The organism is Dactylosporangium sp. NPDC049525, assembly GCF_040676755.1.
GTDB lineage: Bacteria > Actinomycetota > Actinomycetes > Mycobacteriales > Micromonosporaceae > Dactylosporangium.
On the sequence record NZ_JBFAPO010000019.1, the window covers coordinates 91,440 to 105,617 of the forward strand.

Consider the following 14,178-nt stretch of genomic DNA (forward strand, 5'->3'; position numbering starts at 1 on the left):
ACGGCTGCATGTCGTGATCGCGGTGGCTAATCTGCCGGTCGAGCGGGACCGGCGGGTCATCCGTGAGGTGAAAGCCCTGGAGGCGGCCGGCTACCGGGTCACGGTGATCTGCCCGCGCGGCGTCTCGAAGATCACCCATGTGCCGGGCACCATCGACGCCAAGGTCCGCTCGTACAAGATGTACGAGTCCTCCGGCGGTGCGGTGTCCTTCGCCGTCGAGTTCGCCTGGTCCTTCGTCTGCATCGGCTGGCACCTGATGGCCGCGGTGATCCGCGACCGGGCCGTCGCCGCGCAGGTGTGCAACCCGCCCGACGTCTTCTTCCCCCTCGCCCTGCTCATGCGGATGCTGGGCCGGCCGTGGATCTTCGACCACCACGACCTGTCCCCCGAGGTGTACCAGGCCCGCGGTGGACGCCCCGGCTCGCTGCTGGACAAGGTGCTGCTGCGCTTCGAGAAGTGGTCGCAGCGCGCCGCCTCGGCGGTCGTGTCGACCAACGAGTCCTACCGGGAGCTCGCGATCAGCCGCGGCGGCTGCGACCCGGCCCGGGTCGTCGTGGTCCGCAACGGCCCCTCGGCCGCCGAGGTCAAGCCGGTCGCCTCCGCGCCGGCCGACATCGACGACCACACCATCGTCTACCTGGGTGTCCTCGGTGCGCAGGACGGCGTCGACAACGCCATCCTGGCCGCCGAGCGCCTGGTCGAGCTGCGCGGCCGGCTGGGCTGGCGCCTGGTGGTCGCCGGTGACGGCGAGTGCCTGGACAGCCTCAAGGCGTTGACCGTCGAGCGCAAGCTCGAGGACGTCGTGGAGTTCACCGGCTGGCTCGGCGTCGAGGAGATCGACCGGTTGTTGCGCACGGCTTCGGTCGGATTGCAGCCAGATCCTCGCAGTGCGCACGCCGAGGTGTCGACAATGGCGAAGACTGTCGAATACCTCGCCCGGGGACTGCCGGTCGTCGGCGTGGACATGCGGGAGACCCGGCGCAGTGCCGGGGACGCCGGGGTCTACGTCGAGCACGGCACCCCCGAGGAGTTCGCCGTCGCACTGCACCGCCTGCTCGACGACCCGGTGGCACGCGCGTCGATGCGCAATGTCGCGCTCGCACGGTTCCGTAACACGTTGGCCTGGGAACACCAGGCGGCGGCATATGTCCGACTATGGGACGAGTTGCTGTCCACCCGCCGCGAGAGGTACAAAGCGGGATCGGCGATCATTCGGCAAGCCGGCCCCGCAGACGTCAGTCAGGCAGAGCAACGACAGTGATGCGCGCAAATGAATACCGCCCGACCGGCGACCGCGCTTGTGTGAGGGGATGACGTGGACCTCTGGGATCTCGCCAAGCTGATGGGTCGGCGCTGGTATCTCATGGCACCGATGGTCATCTTGACCCTTGCCGCGACCAGCTGGGCGCTGCTCACGATCAAGCCCGACTACACGTCGACCGGTCAGGTCATGCTGATCCCACCGGCCGACCGCACCCCGCTCACCCCGGCCGAGCTGCAGTCGACCAACACGTGGGTCGAGGTCGGCGAGGACATCATGGCCAAGGCCCTGTCGATCTCGCTGAACACCAACCAGACCCACAAGGAGATCGAGGGCGAGGGCTTCTCCACGGCCTTCGAGGTGGCCGCCGAGGACCGCTCCAGCATCCTCACCGTGACCGCGACCGCGACCACCGCCGAGGCCGCCCAGGCGACCGTGCAGCGGCTGCAGAAGCAGATCACCCGCGAGGTCGAGGAGATGCAGGCGCGCTACAAGCCCAAGGCGGGCCGCGCGATCAGCACCCAGGTCCTCGACGCCGGCGACACCATCGAGGTCGTCTCCTCGAAGGTCAAGCGCGCCGCCGTCGTCATCATCGGCGTCGGTCTGCTGCTCACCGCCGCGGTGACCATCGTCGGCGACAACATCCTGCGCCGCCGGGCCCGCGCCCAGCTGTTGCGGCGGCAGAAGACCGGCGACCTCGACCCCGGTGACGACTCCGACGTCATCGCCGACACCGACCGGATGCCGGCCGGCCGCGTCAACGGGACCAACAGCGTGGCCAACGGCAAGGAAGCCGTGGCGAAGCAGGACGAGACGGCCGTGCTCAGCAGCGCGAGGATCAAGAGCACCGTCGCCAACGGCAACGCCGCCGGCAACGGCAACGCCGCCGGCAACGGCAACGCCGCCGGCGCGGGACTCACCGTCGCCTACCGGCAGGCCGAGATCGCTCCGGACGACGATCGCCGCGGGGTCGAGCCCGACGACGCGACGATCATCCTGCCCCTGGGCAACACGCCGTGGGCCGGCCGGGAGGGGCGCGACAAGGACGCTGAGGCGCGCAACCGTTGACCTCCAGCACCGTTGCCGGCGAGAGCCGCACGCGTAGCAAGGCGCCACCCACCGCGGTGGCGCCCGACGACCTGCGGATCTTCAAGCGCAAGCCGAAGCGGAAGCGGGTCCAGGGTTACCGCCCGTCGCCCGATCTGCTGCCGGTCCTGGTCGACGAGCGCACCTATGCCTCCCGCCGTCGGCGCAGCCACATCGACGCCGCGTCGCTGCTCGTCCTGGTCGTGGTGCTGATCCAGCTGCTGCCCTCCCGCCTCGTGGTGCCGGACCTGACCTCGGTCGGCCGGCCCGGGCTGCTGATCGGCCTGCTGCTGGCCGTGTGGTGGATGCTGTCCAAGCTGCACCCGCGCCTGGCGATGATCGGCCCGCAGCCGATGCGCTGGGCGTTCGTGGTCTACCTGCTGACGCTGCTGCTGTCCTATGCGGCCGGTCAGTTCCGCGGCCTGCCGGTGCTGGAGGCCAACTCCGCCGACCGGGCCCTGCTCGGCGCCCTCGCGTTCATGGGCATCGTCTTCATGACCGCCGACGGCGTGCCGACCCGGGAGCGCCTCGACGACGTGCAGCGGGTCCTGGTCTACTGCACCGGGATCAACGCCCTGCTCGGCATCCTGCAGTTCGTCACCAAGAAGGACCTGACCCAGAACATCGTCATCCCCGGCCTGACCCTGCAGGGCGAGCTGGTCGGCCTCGCCGACCGCGGCGGCGGCGGTCTCATCCGGGTCGCCGGCACCACCGGCCACTTCATCGAGTTCAGCGTCGTCATGGCGTTCGCGGTGCCGCTGGGCATCCACTACGCCCGCTACGCGAAGACGAAGCTGGAGCGCCGGATCTTCCTCGTCACCACGCTGGTGATCGCCGGCTCGATCCCGCTGGCCCTGTCCCGCACCGGCATCCTCGCCGTCGGCATCGCCCTGCTGTGCATGTGGCCGGCGTGGAACTGGCGCTTCCGCTTCAACGTGCTGGTCGTCAGCGTCGGCCTGCTCGCCGTGCTGTCCGTCGTGCGTCCCGGGCTGCTGGGCACGCTGCGGTCCCTGTTCAGCAACGCCGAGGACGACCCGAGCATCAAGGGCCGCACCGACGACTACGCCATCGTCTTCCAGTACGCCTCCGAACGGCCCTGGCTGGGCCGGGGCACCGGCACGTTCATCCCCGAGCTGTACCGCTACCTGGACAACCAGTGGCTGATGACGCTCATGAACAACGGCTACCTCGGCATCGCCGGCATGGTCGTGCTGCACTTCTCCGGCGTGTTCCTCGCGATCATCGCGTTCCGCCGGGCAGAGAATGAGGTCGACCGCCACCTGTGCGCGGCCATCTCGGCCGTCCCGCTCATCGCGGCGCTCACCGGCCTCACGTTCGACTCGTTCTCGTTCAGCACCTTCGTGGTCGTGCTCGCCCTGCAGCTCGGTGCCGCCGGCGCGATGTGGCGCTTCACGCACCCGGCCCGCACCACCCGCGGCGCCGCCGTCGGCGCGCTGCAGCAGCGCTGATTTTTGGAGCATTGGTGATCTCTGTCGTCATCGCCGCGCACAACGAGGCGGCGGTCATCGGCCGCTGCCTCGACGGCATCCTCGCCCCCGACATCGACGTGACCGTCGTGGCCAACGGCTGCAGCGACGACACCGCCGCGGTCGCGGCGAGCCGGCCGGGCGTGCGGGTGATCGACCGCCCGGAGCCGGGCAAGTCGGGCGCCCTGAACGCAGGCGACGCCGTCGCGACCGGCTTCCCCCGCATCTACCTGGACGCCGACATCCCGCTGACCGCCGCGGACCTGCGGGTGCTCGCCGGGATGCTCAGTGACCGGGGACTGCTGGCCGCCACGGCGCACCGGGCCCTCGACACCCGCGGCCGGCCGCTGCTGGTGAAGGCGCACAGCGCCATCAACGGCCGGCTCCCCGCGTACCGCGACGCGCTCTACGGCCGCGGCGTCATCGCCCTGTCCGAGGCGGGCCGGGCCAGGTTCGACACGTTCCCCGAGGTGGTCGCCGACGACCTGTTCCTGGACGGCCTCTTCGGCCCGGGCGAGAAGGCCGAGACGCCCGCAGTCGTCGCCGTCGTGGAGACCCCCCGCCGCACTTCGGATCTCGTGAAGCGTTTGGCCAGGGTACGAGCGGGTAACGCGGCCCTGCGCGCCGCGGGTGCCGCCCGTCCGGCGGCGCGCTCCTCGTGGTTGCGCGACGTCGTGCTCCCCAGGCCCTGGCTTCTGCCTGCGGCGGTGGGCTACGTTGCGCTCACCGTCGCCGCGTCGCGCGCCGCCCGCCGCCGTGACGTCGGATGGGGCCACGACACGTCCACCCGCGGAGCAGTCGGAGCACAGCAGTGAGCAGCAACGCCGAACCACTCGTCAGCGTCGTCCTCGTCTCATACAACACCCGCGAGCTGACGCTCAAGAACCTCGCGGGCCTGCAGGCGGGCACCGCCGTACCGATCGAGATCATCGTGGTCGACAACGCCTCGACCGACAACTCGGCCGCCGCGATCAGCCACGCGTATCCGGAGGTCCGCGTCCTGCGCCAGCCGGAGAACCTCGGCTTCGGCAACGCGGTCAACCTCGGCGCCGCGCGGGCCACGGGCCGCTGGATCCTGCTGATCAACCCGGACACCGAGCCGGTCGGCGACGTGATCCGCACCCTCGTCGAATACGCCGGCAGCCACCCCGAGAGCCGGATCTACACCGGCCGGACGCTGCGCGCCGACCACACCGACGACGGCCACTCGGTGCACGCGCTGCCGAGCCTATGGGGATACTTCTGCTTCGCCACCGGCCTGTCGTCGCTGCGCCGGCGCTCGCCGCTGTTCAACCCCGACGAGCTGCCCGGCCTGGACCGCGCGATCGGCGGCGAGGTACCGGCCGTGTCCGGCTGCCTGCTGCTCATCGACCGGCCCCTCTGGCAGCAGCTGGGCGGCTTCACCCCGGACTACTTCATGTACAGCGAGGACATCGACCTCAGCGCCCGCGCCCGCGACCTCGGCGCGCGCCCGGTCCTCGTCCCTGAGGCGCAGCTGCTGCACGTCGGCGGCGCCGCGTCCAGCACGGTCAACAAGCGGATCATGGTGCTGCGGGGCAAGACGACGTTCGTCCGGCTGCGCTGGTCGCCCGGCCGCGCCAAGGTTGCCCGGCTCCTCATTTCCGCCGGTGTACTGGTGCGCGCTGCCGCCGGAGCCGGGTGGCGGGACGTGTGGCGCCAGCGGGCGTCGTGGCTGAACGGCTGGCCCGCCCCGGCCGGCTCGCCGTTCATCCCCGCGCAGGCGCTGCCCGCGCCGATCTCCGCCGTGCCCTCGTCCCCCGCCGCTGATTCCGCGCCGCAGCGGTCGGGCCTGTCTCAGCCGTAGCGCGGGGCGCTGCGGCTGCGCTGGATGTTCGGGGTGCGCCGCTCCCGGGCGCGCCAGCAGCCGGTGTGCCAGTGACGGCGGTCGCCGAGGTCGCCGCGGCCGTCCGCCGGCCACGCCACGAGGTGCGGCACGCCAGGTGCGACCTCCTGGTCACAGCCGGGGCACCGGTACGCCTTCGTGGCCGCGCTCGCCGGGATGTTGCGGACCTGCCACTCGCCGTCGCTCCACGCCTGCACCCCCTCGACGCCGCGCTTGACCCGTTCGAGATCGATCGGCTCCGGTGCGGCGTCGCGACGGGGATGGTTGCGACGAGGGCTCACCGTTCCAGCGTACCGATGATCACCGTTTCGAGTAGTCGCGGAACCCGCGGCCGACCTTCCGGCCCAGGTAACCGGCGGTCACCAGGTGCTCCAGCAGCGGCGCCGGCGCGAAGCCGGGCTCGCGCAGCTCCAGGTACAGCTCCCGCTGGATGGCGAGGGACACGTCCAGCCCGACGACGTCGAGCAGCTCGAACGGCCCCATCGGATACCCGCAGCCCAGCTTCATCGCGTAGTCGATATCGTCTGCGGTCGAGTACGACGCCTCGACCATCTTCACCGCGTCGTTGAGGTACGGGAACAGCAGCGCGTTGACCACGAACCCGGACCGGTCGGCGCACACCACCGCGTGCTTCGCCAGGGCCTGGCACACGTCGGTCGCGGTCTTCACGGTCGCGTCCGAGGTGCGGATCGTGCGGACCACCTCGACCAGCCCCATCACCGGCGCCGGGTTGAAGAAGTGCAGCCCGATCACGTCCGCGGGCCGCTCGGTCGCGACCGCGCACTCGATGACCGGCAGGCTCGACGTCGTCGTGGCGAGCACGACCCCCGGCTTGCAGATCTCGTCCAGCGAGGCGAACAGCGCCTTCTTCACGGACAGTTCCTCGACGACCGCCTCGACCACCAGGTCGACGTCGGAGAGATGATCGATCGTCGCCGACCACGTGACCCGCCCGATCGCGGCGTCCCGGTCCTGCTCGGTGAGCTTGCCCCGCACGACACCCTTGTTCAGCGACGTCTTCAACCGCTCGCACACCTGCGCCGACTTCTCCGCGCCCCGGGTCACGGACACGACCTCGAAGCCCGCCTTCGCGAACACCTCGATGATGCCGGTCGCCATCGTGCCGGAGCCGACGACGCCCACCTTCGTGATGTGCCTGCTGGCCGGCGTGGTGTCGGCCGCCACCGGCGTGGCCTCGTCGGCGACGACGACCGGCGAGCCCGGCTTCTCGTAGGTGTAGAACCCCCGCCCCGACTTCCGCCCGAGCAGCCCCGCCGTCACCATCTGCTTGATCAGCGGCACCGGCGCGTGCCTTCTGTCCCGGCCGCCGCGCCGGTACATCGTGTCGAGGATCTCGTACGCGGTGTCCAGCCCGATCAGGTCCATCAGCGCGAGCGGCCCCATCGGCAGCCCGCAGCCGAGCTTCATGGCCGCGTCGATGTCCTCGCGGGTCGCGTACTTCGCCTCGACCATCGAGACGGCCTGGTTGAGATATCCGAACAGCAGCGCGTTGGCGATGAACCCGGCCCGGTCCGTGATCGTCACGTCCACCTTGCCGAGCCGCTCGCACAACGCCTCGATGTCGGTGACCACGTCCTGCGACGTCACCACCGTCCGCACCACCTCGACCAGCTTCATGATCGGCGCCGGGTTGAAGAAGTGCATGCCGATGACCTGGTTCGGCCTGGTCGTGGCCACCGAGATCTCGGTGACCGACAGGCTGGAGGTGTTGGTGGCGAGGATCGCCTCGGGCTTGCAGACCCGGTCGAGCTCGGCGAAGATCCGCTGCTTGAGGTCCAGATGCTCGGGCACCGCCTCGATCACCAGGTCCACCTCGTGCAACGCTTCCAGCCCGACGGCGAACGTGACCCGTCCGAGCAGCGCGTCCCGGTCGGCAGCGGAGAGCTTGCCCTTGGCGACGGCCCGATCGAGCGACCCGCGCATCGTCACCTCACCGCGGTGCAGCGCCGTGTCACTGATCTCGACCGCGGTGACCGCCACCCCGCTGCGGGCGAAGACCTCGACGATGCCGGCGCCCATGGTGCCCAGGCCGACAACCCCCACGGAACCAAACTCGCGCCCCATCGCACGACCTCCCTAACGACCACTCAGGTTACTGGCGAGTCTCCCACGCCACCCTCTCCCCTGTTGTGTGGGATTTCTGGCTGTTCCTAGCTTCGGGCGGCTACCGCCGCGGCCGGCCGGGGGGTTCCCACCCCGGAGCCCCCCATGCTCGCTTCGCTCGCACGCCCTGCGCCCAGGGGCGCGGCCGAAACACGCGCATGCGCGCGGCAATCGAAGACCGGTGGTCAAGGTTTCCGTCTCACCAGGTCTGTCGTCCAATTCGCCTGCCCTGCGCGCGAGACGCGAAGGCAGGCCCATCCAGGTGCGGGGCCACCGGAGTGGGGGACGCCGGGCCTGGCTTGGCATCACCGTTACGACGGCACGGACGGCAACCGCGTTACCCCATCACGCACACGGACCGCATCCATAGGCACCAACAGCAGGTCGGCGCCTTCACGACCCGCAGGCCACACGCCGGTAGGGATGTGACCCGCGGACCGGGGCCAAGCATCGGGCCGAACCGGCATTTCGGACCAGGCCGAGCCAGGAAGATGCTCGCAGCGCACGTGTGGAGCGGCAGACGGACCGGGCGCGTGACGAGGCAGGCCGAAGCGGGCGAACTGGAGCGAGGCAGGCCGGAGCGCGGCGGCCCGGGACAGGCGGGCTGGCGCGGGCGAACTAGAGCGAGGCGGGCCGGAGCGCGCGGGCCGAGCCAGGCAGGCCGGCGCGGGCGAACTGGAGGCGGGCGAGGTGGGCCGGAGCGCGGGCGGGCCGGGCCAGGCGGGCTGGCGCGGGCGGGCTGGCGCGGGCGGGCTGGCGCGGGCGGGCTGGCGCGGGCGGGCTGGCGCGGGCGGGCGGGCTGGCGCGGGCGGGCGGGCTGGCGCGGGCGAGGTGGCGGGGCCGGCTGGCGGGGCGAAATGGAGTGCGTCGGGTGGGCCGGGGTGGGCTTGGTCAGGTCCAGCGGATGGTGGCGCGGGCGCGCCAGAGGGCCAGGACGGTCTGGTCGCCGTGGACGTGGAGGTCGGTGGTGGTGCGGCGGTTCCACAGGGCTAGGTAGAGGTCGCTGGCGGGGCCGCGGAGGGTGCAGTCGGCGGTGGTCGGGGTGCCGCGGGTGATCTCGGCGCCGGTGGGGCCCATGCGGACGGTCCAGGAGTGGGGGGCGTCGGCGGCCTCGACGGCGAGGACGGCGGGCTCGTCGCAGCGCAGGCGGCGGCCGCGGGCGGCATAGAAGGCCATGAGCAGCTCGTCGATGCCGTCGACGCCGAGGTCGCGGTCGACGCCGTCGGGCTGGCCGGCGGCGGCGTGGAGGTCGGCGCGGTGGATGATCGTCTCGTGGGCCTGGCGGCGGGCCCAGAAGGAGAGCGGGGAGTCGGCCGGGAGGAAGTGCCAGCAGGTCAGGTCGGCGGGGGCGGCGCGCAGCTGGTCGACGAGGGCGACGTGGCCGGCCTGGAACCAGGGGACGAGGTCCGCGTCGGCGGGCATGGGGCCGACGGCGCCCTCCTCCTCGTCGTCGGTGAGGACGGCGGGCCGGGCGTCGCGGACATAGGCGGTCGCCCAGCGGTGGACATAGCCCACGTGCTGGACGAGGTCGCGGACCGTCCAGTCGGGGCAGGTCGGCACGGCGGCGTCGAGGCCCGCCTTCTCCGCCGCGTCGACGAAGTCGAGCCCGGCACGCTCCAGCGCATCGATGTGCTGCCCGATTTCCATGCCGACATGCTAAGCCGACCCCCCGACAAAAAAGCTCAGGCGATGAGGAGGCCGGCGACCCAGATGCCCGCGATGATCAGGGCGGTGGCGAGCTCGATCAGCATCGAGACGCCGGCGGCCTTGAGGGCGTGCTTGGTGGACTGCCAGGCGAGGGCGTTGTCCTTCTGGCGGATGCGTTCGACGACGAAGACGCCGAGGACGAAGCCGAGGACCAGGCCGACGATCGGGATGAGGAAGAACCCGATGATGCCGACGACGCCGCCGAGGAACAGGGTCAGGTTGGGCACGCCGGCGCGTTTCAGGTTGCGGCCGGGGACCAGGTACTTGGCGGCGAAGCCGAGGCCGAGCACCAGGGTCGCGGCGACGGCGACGGTCCAGCCGGTGGCGCCGTGGCCGCCGAAGACGGCCCAGACCATGACCCCGGCCCAGCACAGGAGCAGGCCGGGGAGCATGGGGATCAGGACACCGACGACTCCGATCAGCACCGCGGCGCCGGAGATGAAGGCCACCAGGCCGGAGCTGTCGGTCATATCCACGGTGATCAGGCTAGGCGGACGCGACCACCCGCGCCAATTCCGAGGCGAAGTCCGCGGCGCGTTCCACGTGCGGGGAGTGGCCGCAGCCTTCGTAGACGATCTCGGTGTACGGGCCGTACGCGGCGAGCACCGCCCTGGTCTGGCCGATCATCGGCTGGGGCGGGCACGCGTCCTCGCCGGGCCAGCCGGGGACCAGGCCGAGCTTGCCGAGCTGGGCGAGGTCGAAGAACGAGGCGTCGGACACGATCGCGTCCTGCTCGCCGCGGATCCAGGTGATCGGGGGCTTGACCGGCAGGTCGACGATGCCGGACAGGTTCAGCCAGCGCGGGGACAGCGTGTTGAGCACCCCGCGGTCGCCGGGTCCGACGCCGGGCCAGTTGTCGCTGGTCGTGCCGGTGCCGGGGTAGTTGTCGTCGCCGACGGCGGTGCTGAGCATGGTGTCCAGCAGCAGCTCCTCGTCGTCGCCGAACGACGAGGCGTCGGCGACATAGAAGGCGTGCATGACGTTGCGCGGGCTGGCCTGGTCGTCGGTGCCACGGTCCTTGGCGGCGAGGAGCCGCACGAAGTCGGGGTTGGCCGAGCCGCCGCCGGTACCGGCGAAGTCCGGCGTGGTGGGGGTGCCGTCCAGGTCGCGGGTGCCGCCGAAGCCGTACGGCGACACCGGCGCCTCCAGCACGAGCGCGGCGATGGACGAAGGGTGGTCGAGCAGCAGCTGCATCGCGACGCCGCCACCGAGGGAGTGCCCGACGATGACAGGTTTGCGGTCGAAGGTGTCCAGCAGCGGGGCGATGTCGTCGGCGAAGTCGCGTACACCCCGGGTGGCGTCGACGCCGAGTGCGGGGCTGGCGCCGTACCCGCGCAGGTCCGGCGCGACGATCCGCCAGTCCTGCGGCAGGTGACGGAGCAGGGGCTCCCAGAACCCCGATGATGAGCAGTTGCCGTGGATGAGCAGGACCGGAGGGCCGTCGACGGGGCCGCGGGTGGTGACGTGCATCACCGCATCGTGACACCCCGGAATTGCGTGTCACATGTGGTCGGCCCACATGTTCCGGTCGTACTTGGTGAGGGCCCAGATGACCGCGACGTCCGCGGCAATGATGAGCATCGACCACAACGGGTAGTACGGCAGGAACAGGAAGTTGGCTACCGCGCTGATCGCGGCGAGGACGATGCCGAGGACCCTCGCCCAGACCTGGCCGGCGAGCACCCCGACCCCGCCGGCGGCGACCACCACGCCGAGCGCCAGGTGGATCCAGCCCCACGTCTGGACGTCGAAGCCGAAGAGGTAGTTGTCGGTGAGCACGTAGAAGGTGTCCTCGAAGATCGCGGTCAGGCCGACCACGATCTGGAAGATGCCGATGACGACCATCATGCTGCCGGCGAAGACGGCGAAGCCGGTGACCCAGCCGGATTGGCGGCCCGTTGTCGATGTCGTACTCATGCGGCCCACCGTGGGCCGCCCGGAGGTGAACCACGCTCACCCACCCAGGACGGTCGACTCCAGGACAGTGCTTGACGCTTCAAGTATCACGGCCCCACTATGTACTTGAAGATTAAAACACTTAGGGAGACGCAACCATGAACATCGTTCTGTGGGTCCTGCAGGGCCTGCTCGGCGCGGCCTTCATCGCGGCCGGGCTGATGAAGGTGATCCAGCCCAAGGAGAAGCTGCCGGCCAACATGACCTGGACCCAGCGCCGCAGCGCCGGCACAATCAAGTTCATCGGGGTGATGGAGGTGCTCGGCGGCCTCGGCCTCATCCTGCCGTGGGCGACCGACATCGCGCCCGTCCTGACCCCGATCGCCGCGGTGGGCCTGCTCGTCGTGATGCTGCTCGCGATCGGCGACCACGTGCGCGCCAAGGAATACAGCGTCCTGCCGTTCAACCTGCTGCTCGGCGCGCTCGCGCTGGTCATCGCGATCGGCCGGTTCTGACGCGTATCGGACGTGGCGTTGGCCGCGGTACCGGACCTCCAGGCACCATGGACGGCATGAACGACGAGACACGATGGTTGGACGACACCGAGCGGCGCGCTTGGATGTCGTTGCTGGCCGTCGTGCTCGTCGGTTTTCCGGAGCTGGAGCGCACGTTCCGCCCGCACGGTCTCGTACACGTGGAGTACGGGCTGCTGGCCGCGCTCAGCAACGAGGACGAGGGACTGCGCCTGTCGGAACTGGCAGCCCAGATGAACATGTCACAGAGCCGGCTCAGTCACCGCATGCGCAAGCTGGTCGACCTCGGCTACGTGGAGGTGACCGGCGACGCCTGCGACGGGCGGGTCAGCATCGCCCGGGTCACCGAGGCCGGCCGCCGCTTCGCCGCGCAGGTCTCCCCCGCGCACCTGGCCGACGTGCGGCGGCTCATCTTCGACCACCTCGACGAGGCACAGACCGCCGCATTGGCCGACGCGCTCGGGGCGGTCGCCGACCGGCTCGGCTCGACCTGCCCGGGTGCGCCGAAGGGTCCACCGGTACCAAAGGCGCGAAGCTGAGCCAACCGGAAAGCCGTCACCGCATCGGGACCACAGAGCCTGTCGGCGCGTGGTCGGACAGGAATAGAGTGACCGCATGCGTGCCGTCGTGATCACCGGGGTGTCCCGCGGCCTGGGCGCCGCCCTCTTCGATGTGTGCAACGCGCGCGGCGATCGGATCCTTGCGGTCGGCCGGCACTTCACCCCCGAACAGCGCCAGGGCCGCGACGACCGGCCGGGCGACATCACCCTCTTCTCCACCGACGTGGCCGACGCCCACTGGCTGCCCGACCACGACACGCTGCGGGCGTTCCTGCGCGACGCGGACGAGGCGGTGCTGCTGCACAACGCGGCCGTCGTCGATCCGATCGGCGCCGTCGGCAAGCTCAGCACCGAGGCGATCACGCACGCGATCGCGGTCAACCTGACCGCGCCCGTGGTGCTGACCAACACGTTCCTGCGCGCGGCGCCCCGCGAGGCGCGGCTGCGGGTGCTCTTCGTCTCCTCCGGCGCAGCGCACCGGATCATCGACGGCTGGTCGCTCTACTGCACCACGAAGGCCGCCGGCGAGACCTTCTTCGAGACGGTCGCCTCCCAGGTCGCCGACGAGGAGCGGATCACCGTCGTCAGCGTCGACCCGGGGCAGATGGACACCGGCATGCAGGACAACATCCGCCGGGCCGCGGCGTCCGGCACCTACTTCCCCGGCCAGCAGCGGTGGATCGACGCGCACGCCGAGGGGCGGCTCGCCGATCCCATGACCGTCGCCGAGCGGATCCTCAAGGAGCACGCTCCTTAAGGCGCCAGCACCTCGCGCAGCCGCGGGGCGAAGACCGCGGGGTTGCCGTGGCCGCCGTGCCCGCCCGGGAACTCGGCGACCTCGACCCCGAGCCGCGACGCCAGCTCCACGCCGACGCGGTGCGGGGCCTCGCCGGCGCTGGCCGCGCCGACCGCGGGCACGATCCGGGCGGTGCTCGAGCGCAGCGTGTCGAGGTCGGGCACCCACACCCCGAAGGCCGGCACCTCGTAACCGGCGAAGAACGGCAGGTTGCCCTGCATCCGCGCCATGAACTCCGGGGACGGCTCCTGCGCCGGGGTCTCCTCGCCGGCCATGTGCATGCCCTCGCCGAAGACGCCCATCGCCGCGGCCCAGCCGTCGCGGTGGAACGTCTCCTCGACCGTGCGCATCAGCTCCCGCCAGTGGACGGCGTCGCCGAGCAGCTCGAACGCCGGCGGCTCGTGCGCCACCACGGTGCGCACCAGCTCCGGGTGCCGGGCCGCGAGCTCCAGGGCGATCTCGGCGCCGGAGCTGTTGCCGAACACGTCGGCCGGGTCGTCCTCGGTGACCCCGACGGCGGCGAGCAGCCGGTACGCGTCGTCGCCGTGCTCCTCGACCGACTGCACCGCGGGCGGGCCGTCCAGGCGGCTGCGCGAGTTGCCGCGACGGTCGTAGGTGACGACGGTCCGGTCCTCGGCAAGCGCGTCGGCGAGGCCCGAGAAACCCTCGGCGTCGTACACCCCGCCGCAGATCAGCAACAGGACCGGACCGTTGCCACGGACCTCGTAGCGCAGCGTGGCCCCGGGCACGACCAGCGTTTCGACCTTCATGATTCCTCCTCATGGCTGCTGCCCGACGGTCGTGGCGGGCGCGGCGTTCTCGACATGGTTTCGGGGCTACTCGTGAGTAATTTCCGGGTTTACA

The 14,178-nt window shown here is 71.0% G+C and carries 15 protein-coding genes; 8 read left to right on the forward strand and 7 right to left on the reverse strand.

Features of this window, described 5'->3' with window-relative positions; genetic code table 11:
• Positions 1-22 precede the first annotated feature (22 nt).
• Genes AB0K00_RS26400 through AB0K00_RS26420 form a run of 5 tightly spaced genes read left to right on the forward strand, consistent with a single transcriptional unit; the run spans position 23 to position 5,659 of the window.
• Entirely contained in the window at positions 23-1,261 is a 1,239-nt protein-coding gene (locus AB0K00_RS26400) for a glycosyltransferase family 4 protein (RefSeq protein ID WP_363524804.1), read from the forward strand.
• A gap of 54 nt (positions 1,262-1,315) precedes the next feature.
• A complete protein-coding gene (locus AB0K00_RS26405) occupies positions 1,316-2,329 on the forward strand; it encodes a hypothetical protein (RefSeq protein ID WP_363524807.1) in 1,014 nt (337 codons plus the stop codon).
• Positions 2,326-3,816 (forward strand): O-antigen ligase family protein, encoded by a 1,491-nt coding sequence (locus AB0K00_RS26410; protein WP_363524810.1) that lies wholly within the window; start codon positions 2,326-2,328, stop codon positions 3,814-3,816. Before AB0K00_RS26405 ends, AB0K00_RS26410 begins: the two co-directional genes overlap by 4 nt.
• 14 nt (positions 3,817-3,830) lie before the next feature.
• Entirely contained in the window at positions 3,831-4,649 is an 819-nt protein-coding gene (locus tag AB0K00_RS26415) for a glycosyltransferase family 2 protein (protein WP_363524813.1), read from the forward strand.
• Entirely contained in the window at positions 4,646-5,659 is a 1,014-nt protein-coding gene (locus AB0K00_RS26420) for a glycosyltransferase family 2 protein (RefSeq protein ID WP_363524816.1), read from the forward strand. The genes AB0K00_RS26415 and AB0K00_RS26420 overlap by 4 nt, the downstream gene beginning before the upstream one ends.
• Here AB0K00_RS26420 and AB0K00_RS26425 read toward each other — a convergent pair.
• The 6 genes from AB0K00_RS26425 to AB0K00_RS26450 all read right to left on the reverse strand — a co-directional run bounded on the left by AB0K00_RS26425 (position 5,650) and on the right by AB0K00_RS26450 (position 11,446).
• Positions 5,650-5,979 (reverse strand): hypothetical protein, encoded by a 330-nt coding sequence (locus AB0K00_RS26425; protein ID WP_363524819.1) that lies wholly within the window; start codon positions 5,977-5,979, stop codon positions 5,650-5,652. The two genes, AB0K00_RS26420 and AB0K00_RS26425, sit on opposite strands and share 10 nt — an antisense overlap.
• Before the next feature lie 19 nt (positions 5,980-5,998).
• Positions 5,999-7,783, reverse strand: a complete 1,785-nt coding sequence (locus tag AB0K00_RS26430) for a 3-hydroxybutyryl-CoA dehydrogenase (RefSeq protein WP_363524822.1) — start codon at positions 7,781-7,783, stop codon at positions 5,999-6,001.
• A 930-nt stretch (positions 7,784-8,713) separates the two neighbouring features.
• Positions 8,714-9,469, reverse strand: a complete 756-nt coding sequence (locus AB0K00_RS26435) for a maleylpyruvate isomerase family mycothiol-dependent enzyme (RefSeq protein ID WP_363524825.1) — start codon at positions 9,467-9,469, stop codon at positions 8,714-8,716.
• A gap of 35 nt (positions 9,470-9,504) precedes the next feature.
• On the reverse strand, positions 9,505-9,999 hold the full coding sequence (locus tag AB0K00_RS26440) for a DUF456 domain-containing protein (RefSeq protein ID WP_363525058.1): 495 nt from the start codon (positions 9,997-9,999) through the stop codon (positions 9,505-9,507).
• Positions 10,000-10,015: 16 nt separating this feature from the next.
• Positions 10,016-10,999 carry an alpha/beta hydrolase gene (locus tag AB0K00_RS26445; protein ID WP_363524828.1) on the reverse strand — a complete coding sequence of 328 codons (984 nt, stop codon included), beginning with the start codon at positions 10,997-10,999 and terminating at the stop codon, positions 10,016-10,018.
• Between the two features lie 30 nt (positions 11,000-11,029).
• On the reverse strand, positions 11,030-11,446 hold the full coding sequence (locus AB0K00_RS26450) for a hypothetical protein (RefSeq protein ID WP_363524831.1): 417 nt from the start codon (positions 11,444-11,446) through the stop codon (positions 11,030-11,032).
• Positions 11,447-11,583: 137 nt separating this feature from the next.
• Between AB0K00_RS26450 and AB0K00_RS26455 the strand changes: the two genes are divergently transcribed.
• The 3 genes from AB0K00_RS26455 to AB0K00_RS26465 all read left to right on the forward strand — a co-directional run bounded on the left by AB0K00_RS26455 (position 11,584) and on the right by AB0K00_RS26465 (position 13,275).
• Entirely contained in the window at positions 11,584-11,940 is a 357-nt protein-coding gene (locus AB0K00_RS26455) for a DoxX family protein (protein WP_363524834.1), read from the forward strand.
• A gap of 56 nt (positions 11,941-11,996) precedes the next feature.
• Positions 11,997-12,497, forward strand: coding sequence for a MarR family transcriptional regulator (locus AB0K00_RS26460; RefSeq protein ID WP_363524837.1), 501 nt, complete (start codon positions 11,997-11,999; stop codon positions 12,495-12,497).
• Between the two features lie 76 nt (positions 12,498-12,573).
• Positions 12,574-13,275 carry an SDR family NAD(P)-dependent oxidoreductase gene (locus AB0K00_RS26465; RefSeq protein ID WP_363524840.1) on the forward strand — a complete coding sequence of 234 codons (702 nt, stop codon included), beginning with the start codon at positions 12,574-12,576 and terminating at the stop codon, positions 13,273-13,275.
• On the opposite strand, the gene AB0K00_RS26470 is transcribed toward AB0K00_RS26465, so the two are convergent.
• A complete protein-coding gene (locus AB0K00_RS26470; protein ID WP_363524843.1) occupies positions 13,272-14,084 on the reverse strand; it encodes an alpha/beta fold hydrolase in 813 nt (270 codons plus the stop codon). The genes AB0K00_RS26465 and AB0K00_RS26470 overlap by 4 nt on opposite strands.
• Between the last annotated feature and the right edge of the window lie 94 nt (positions 14,085-14,178).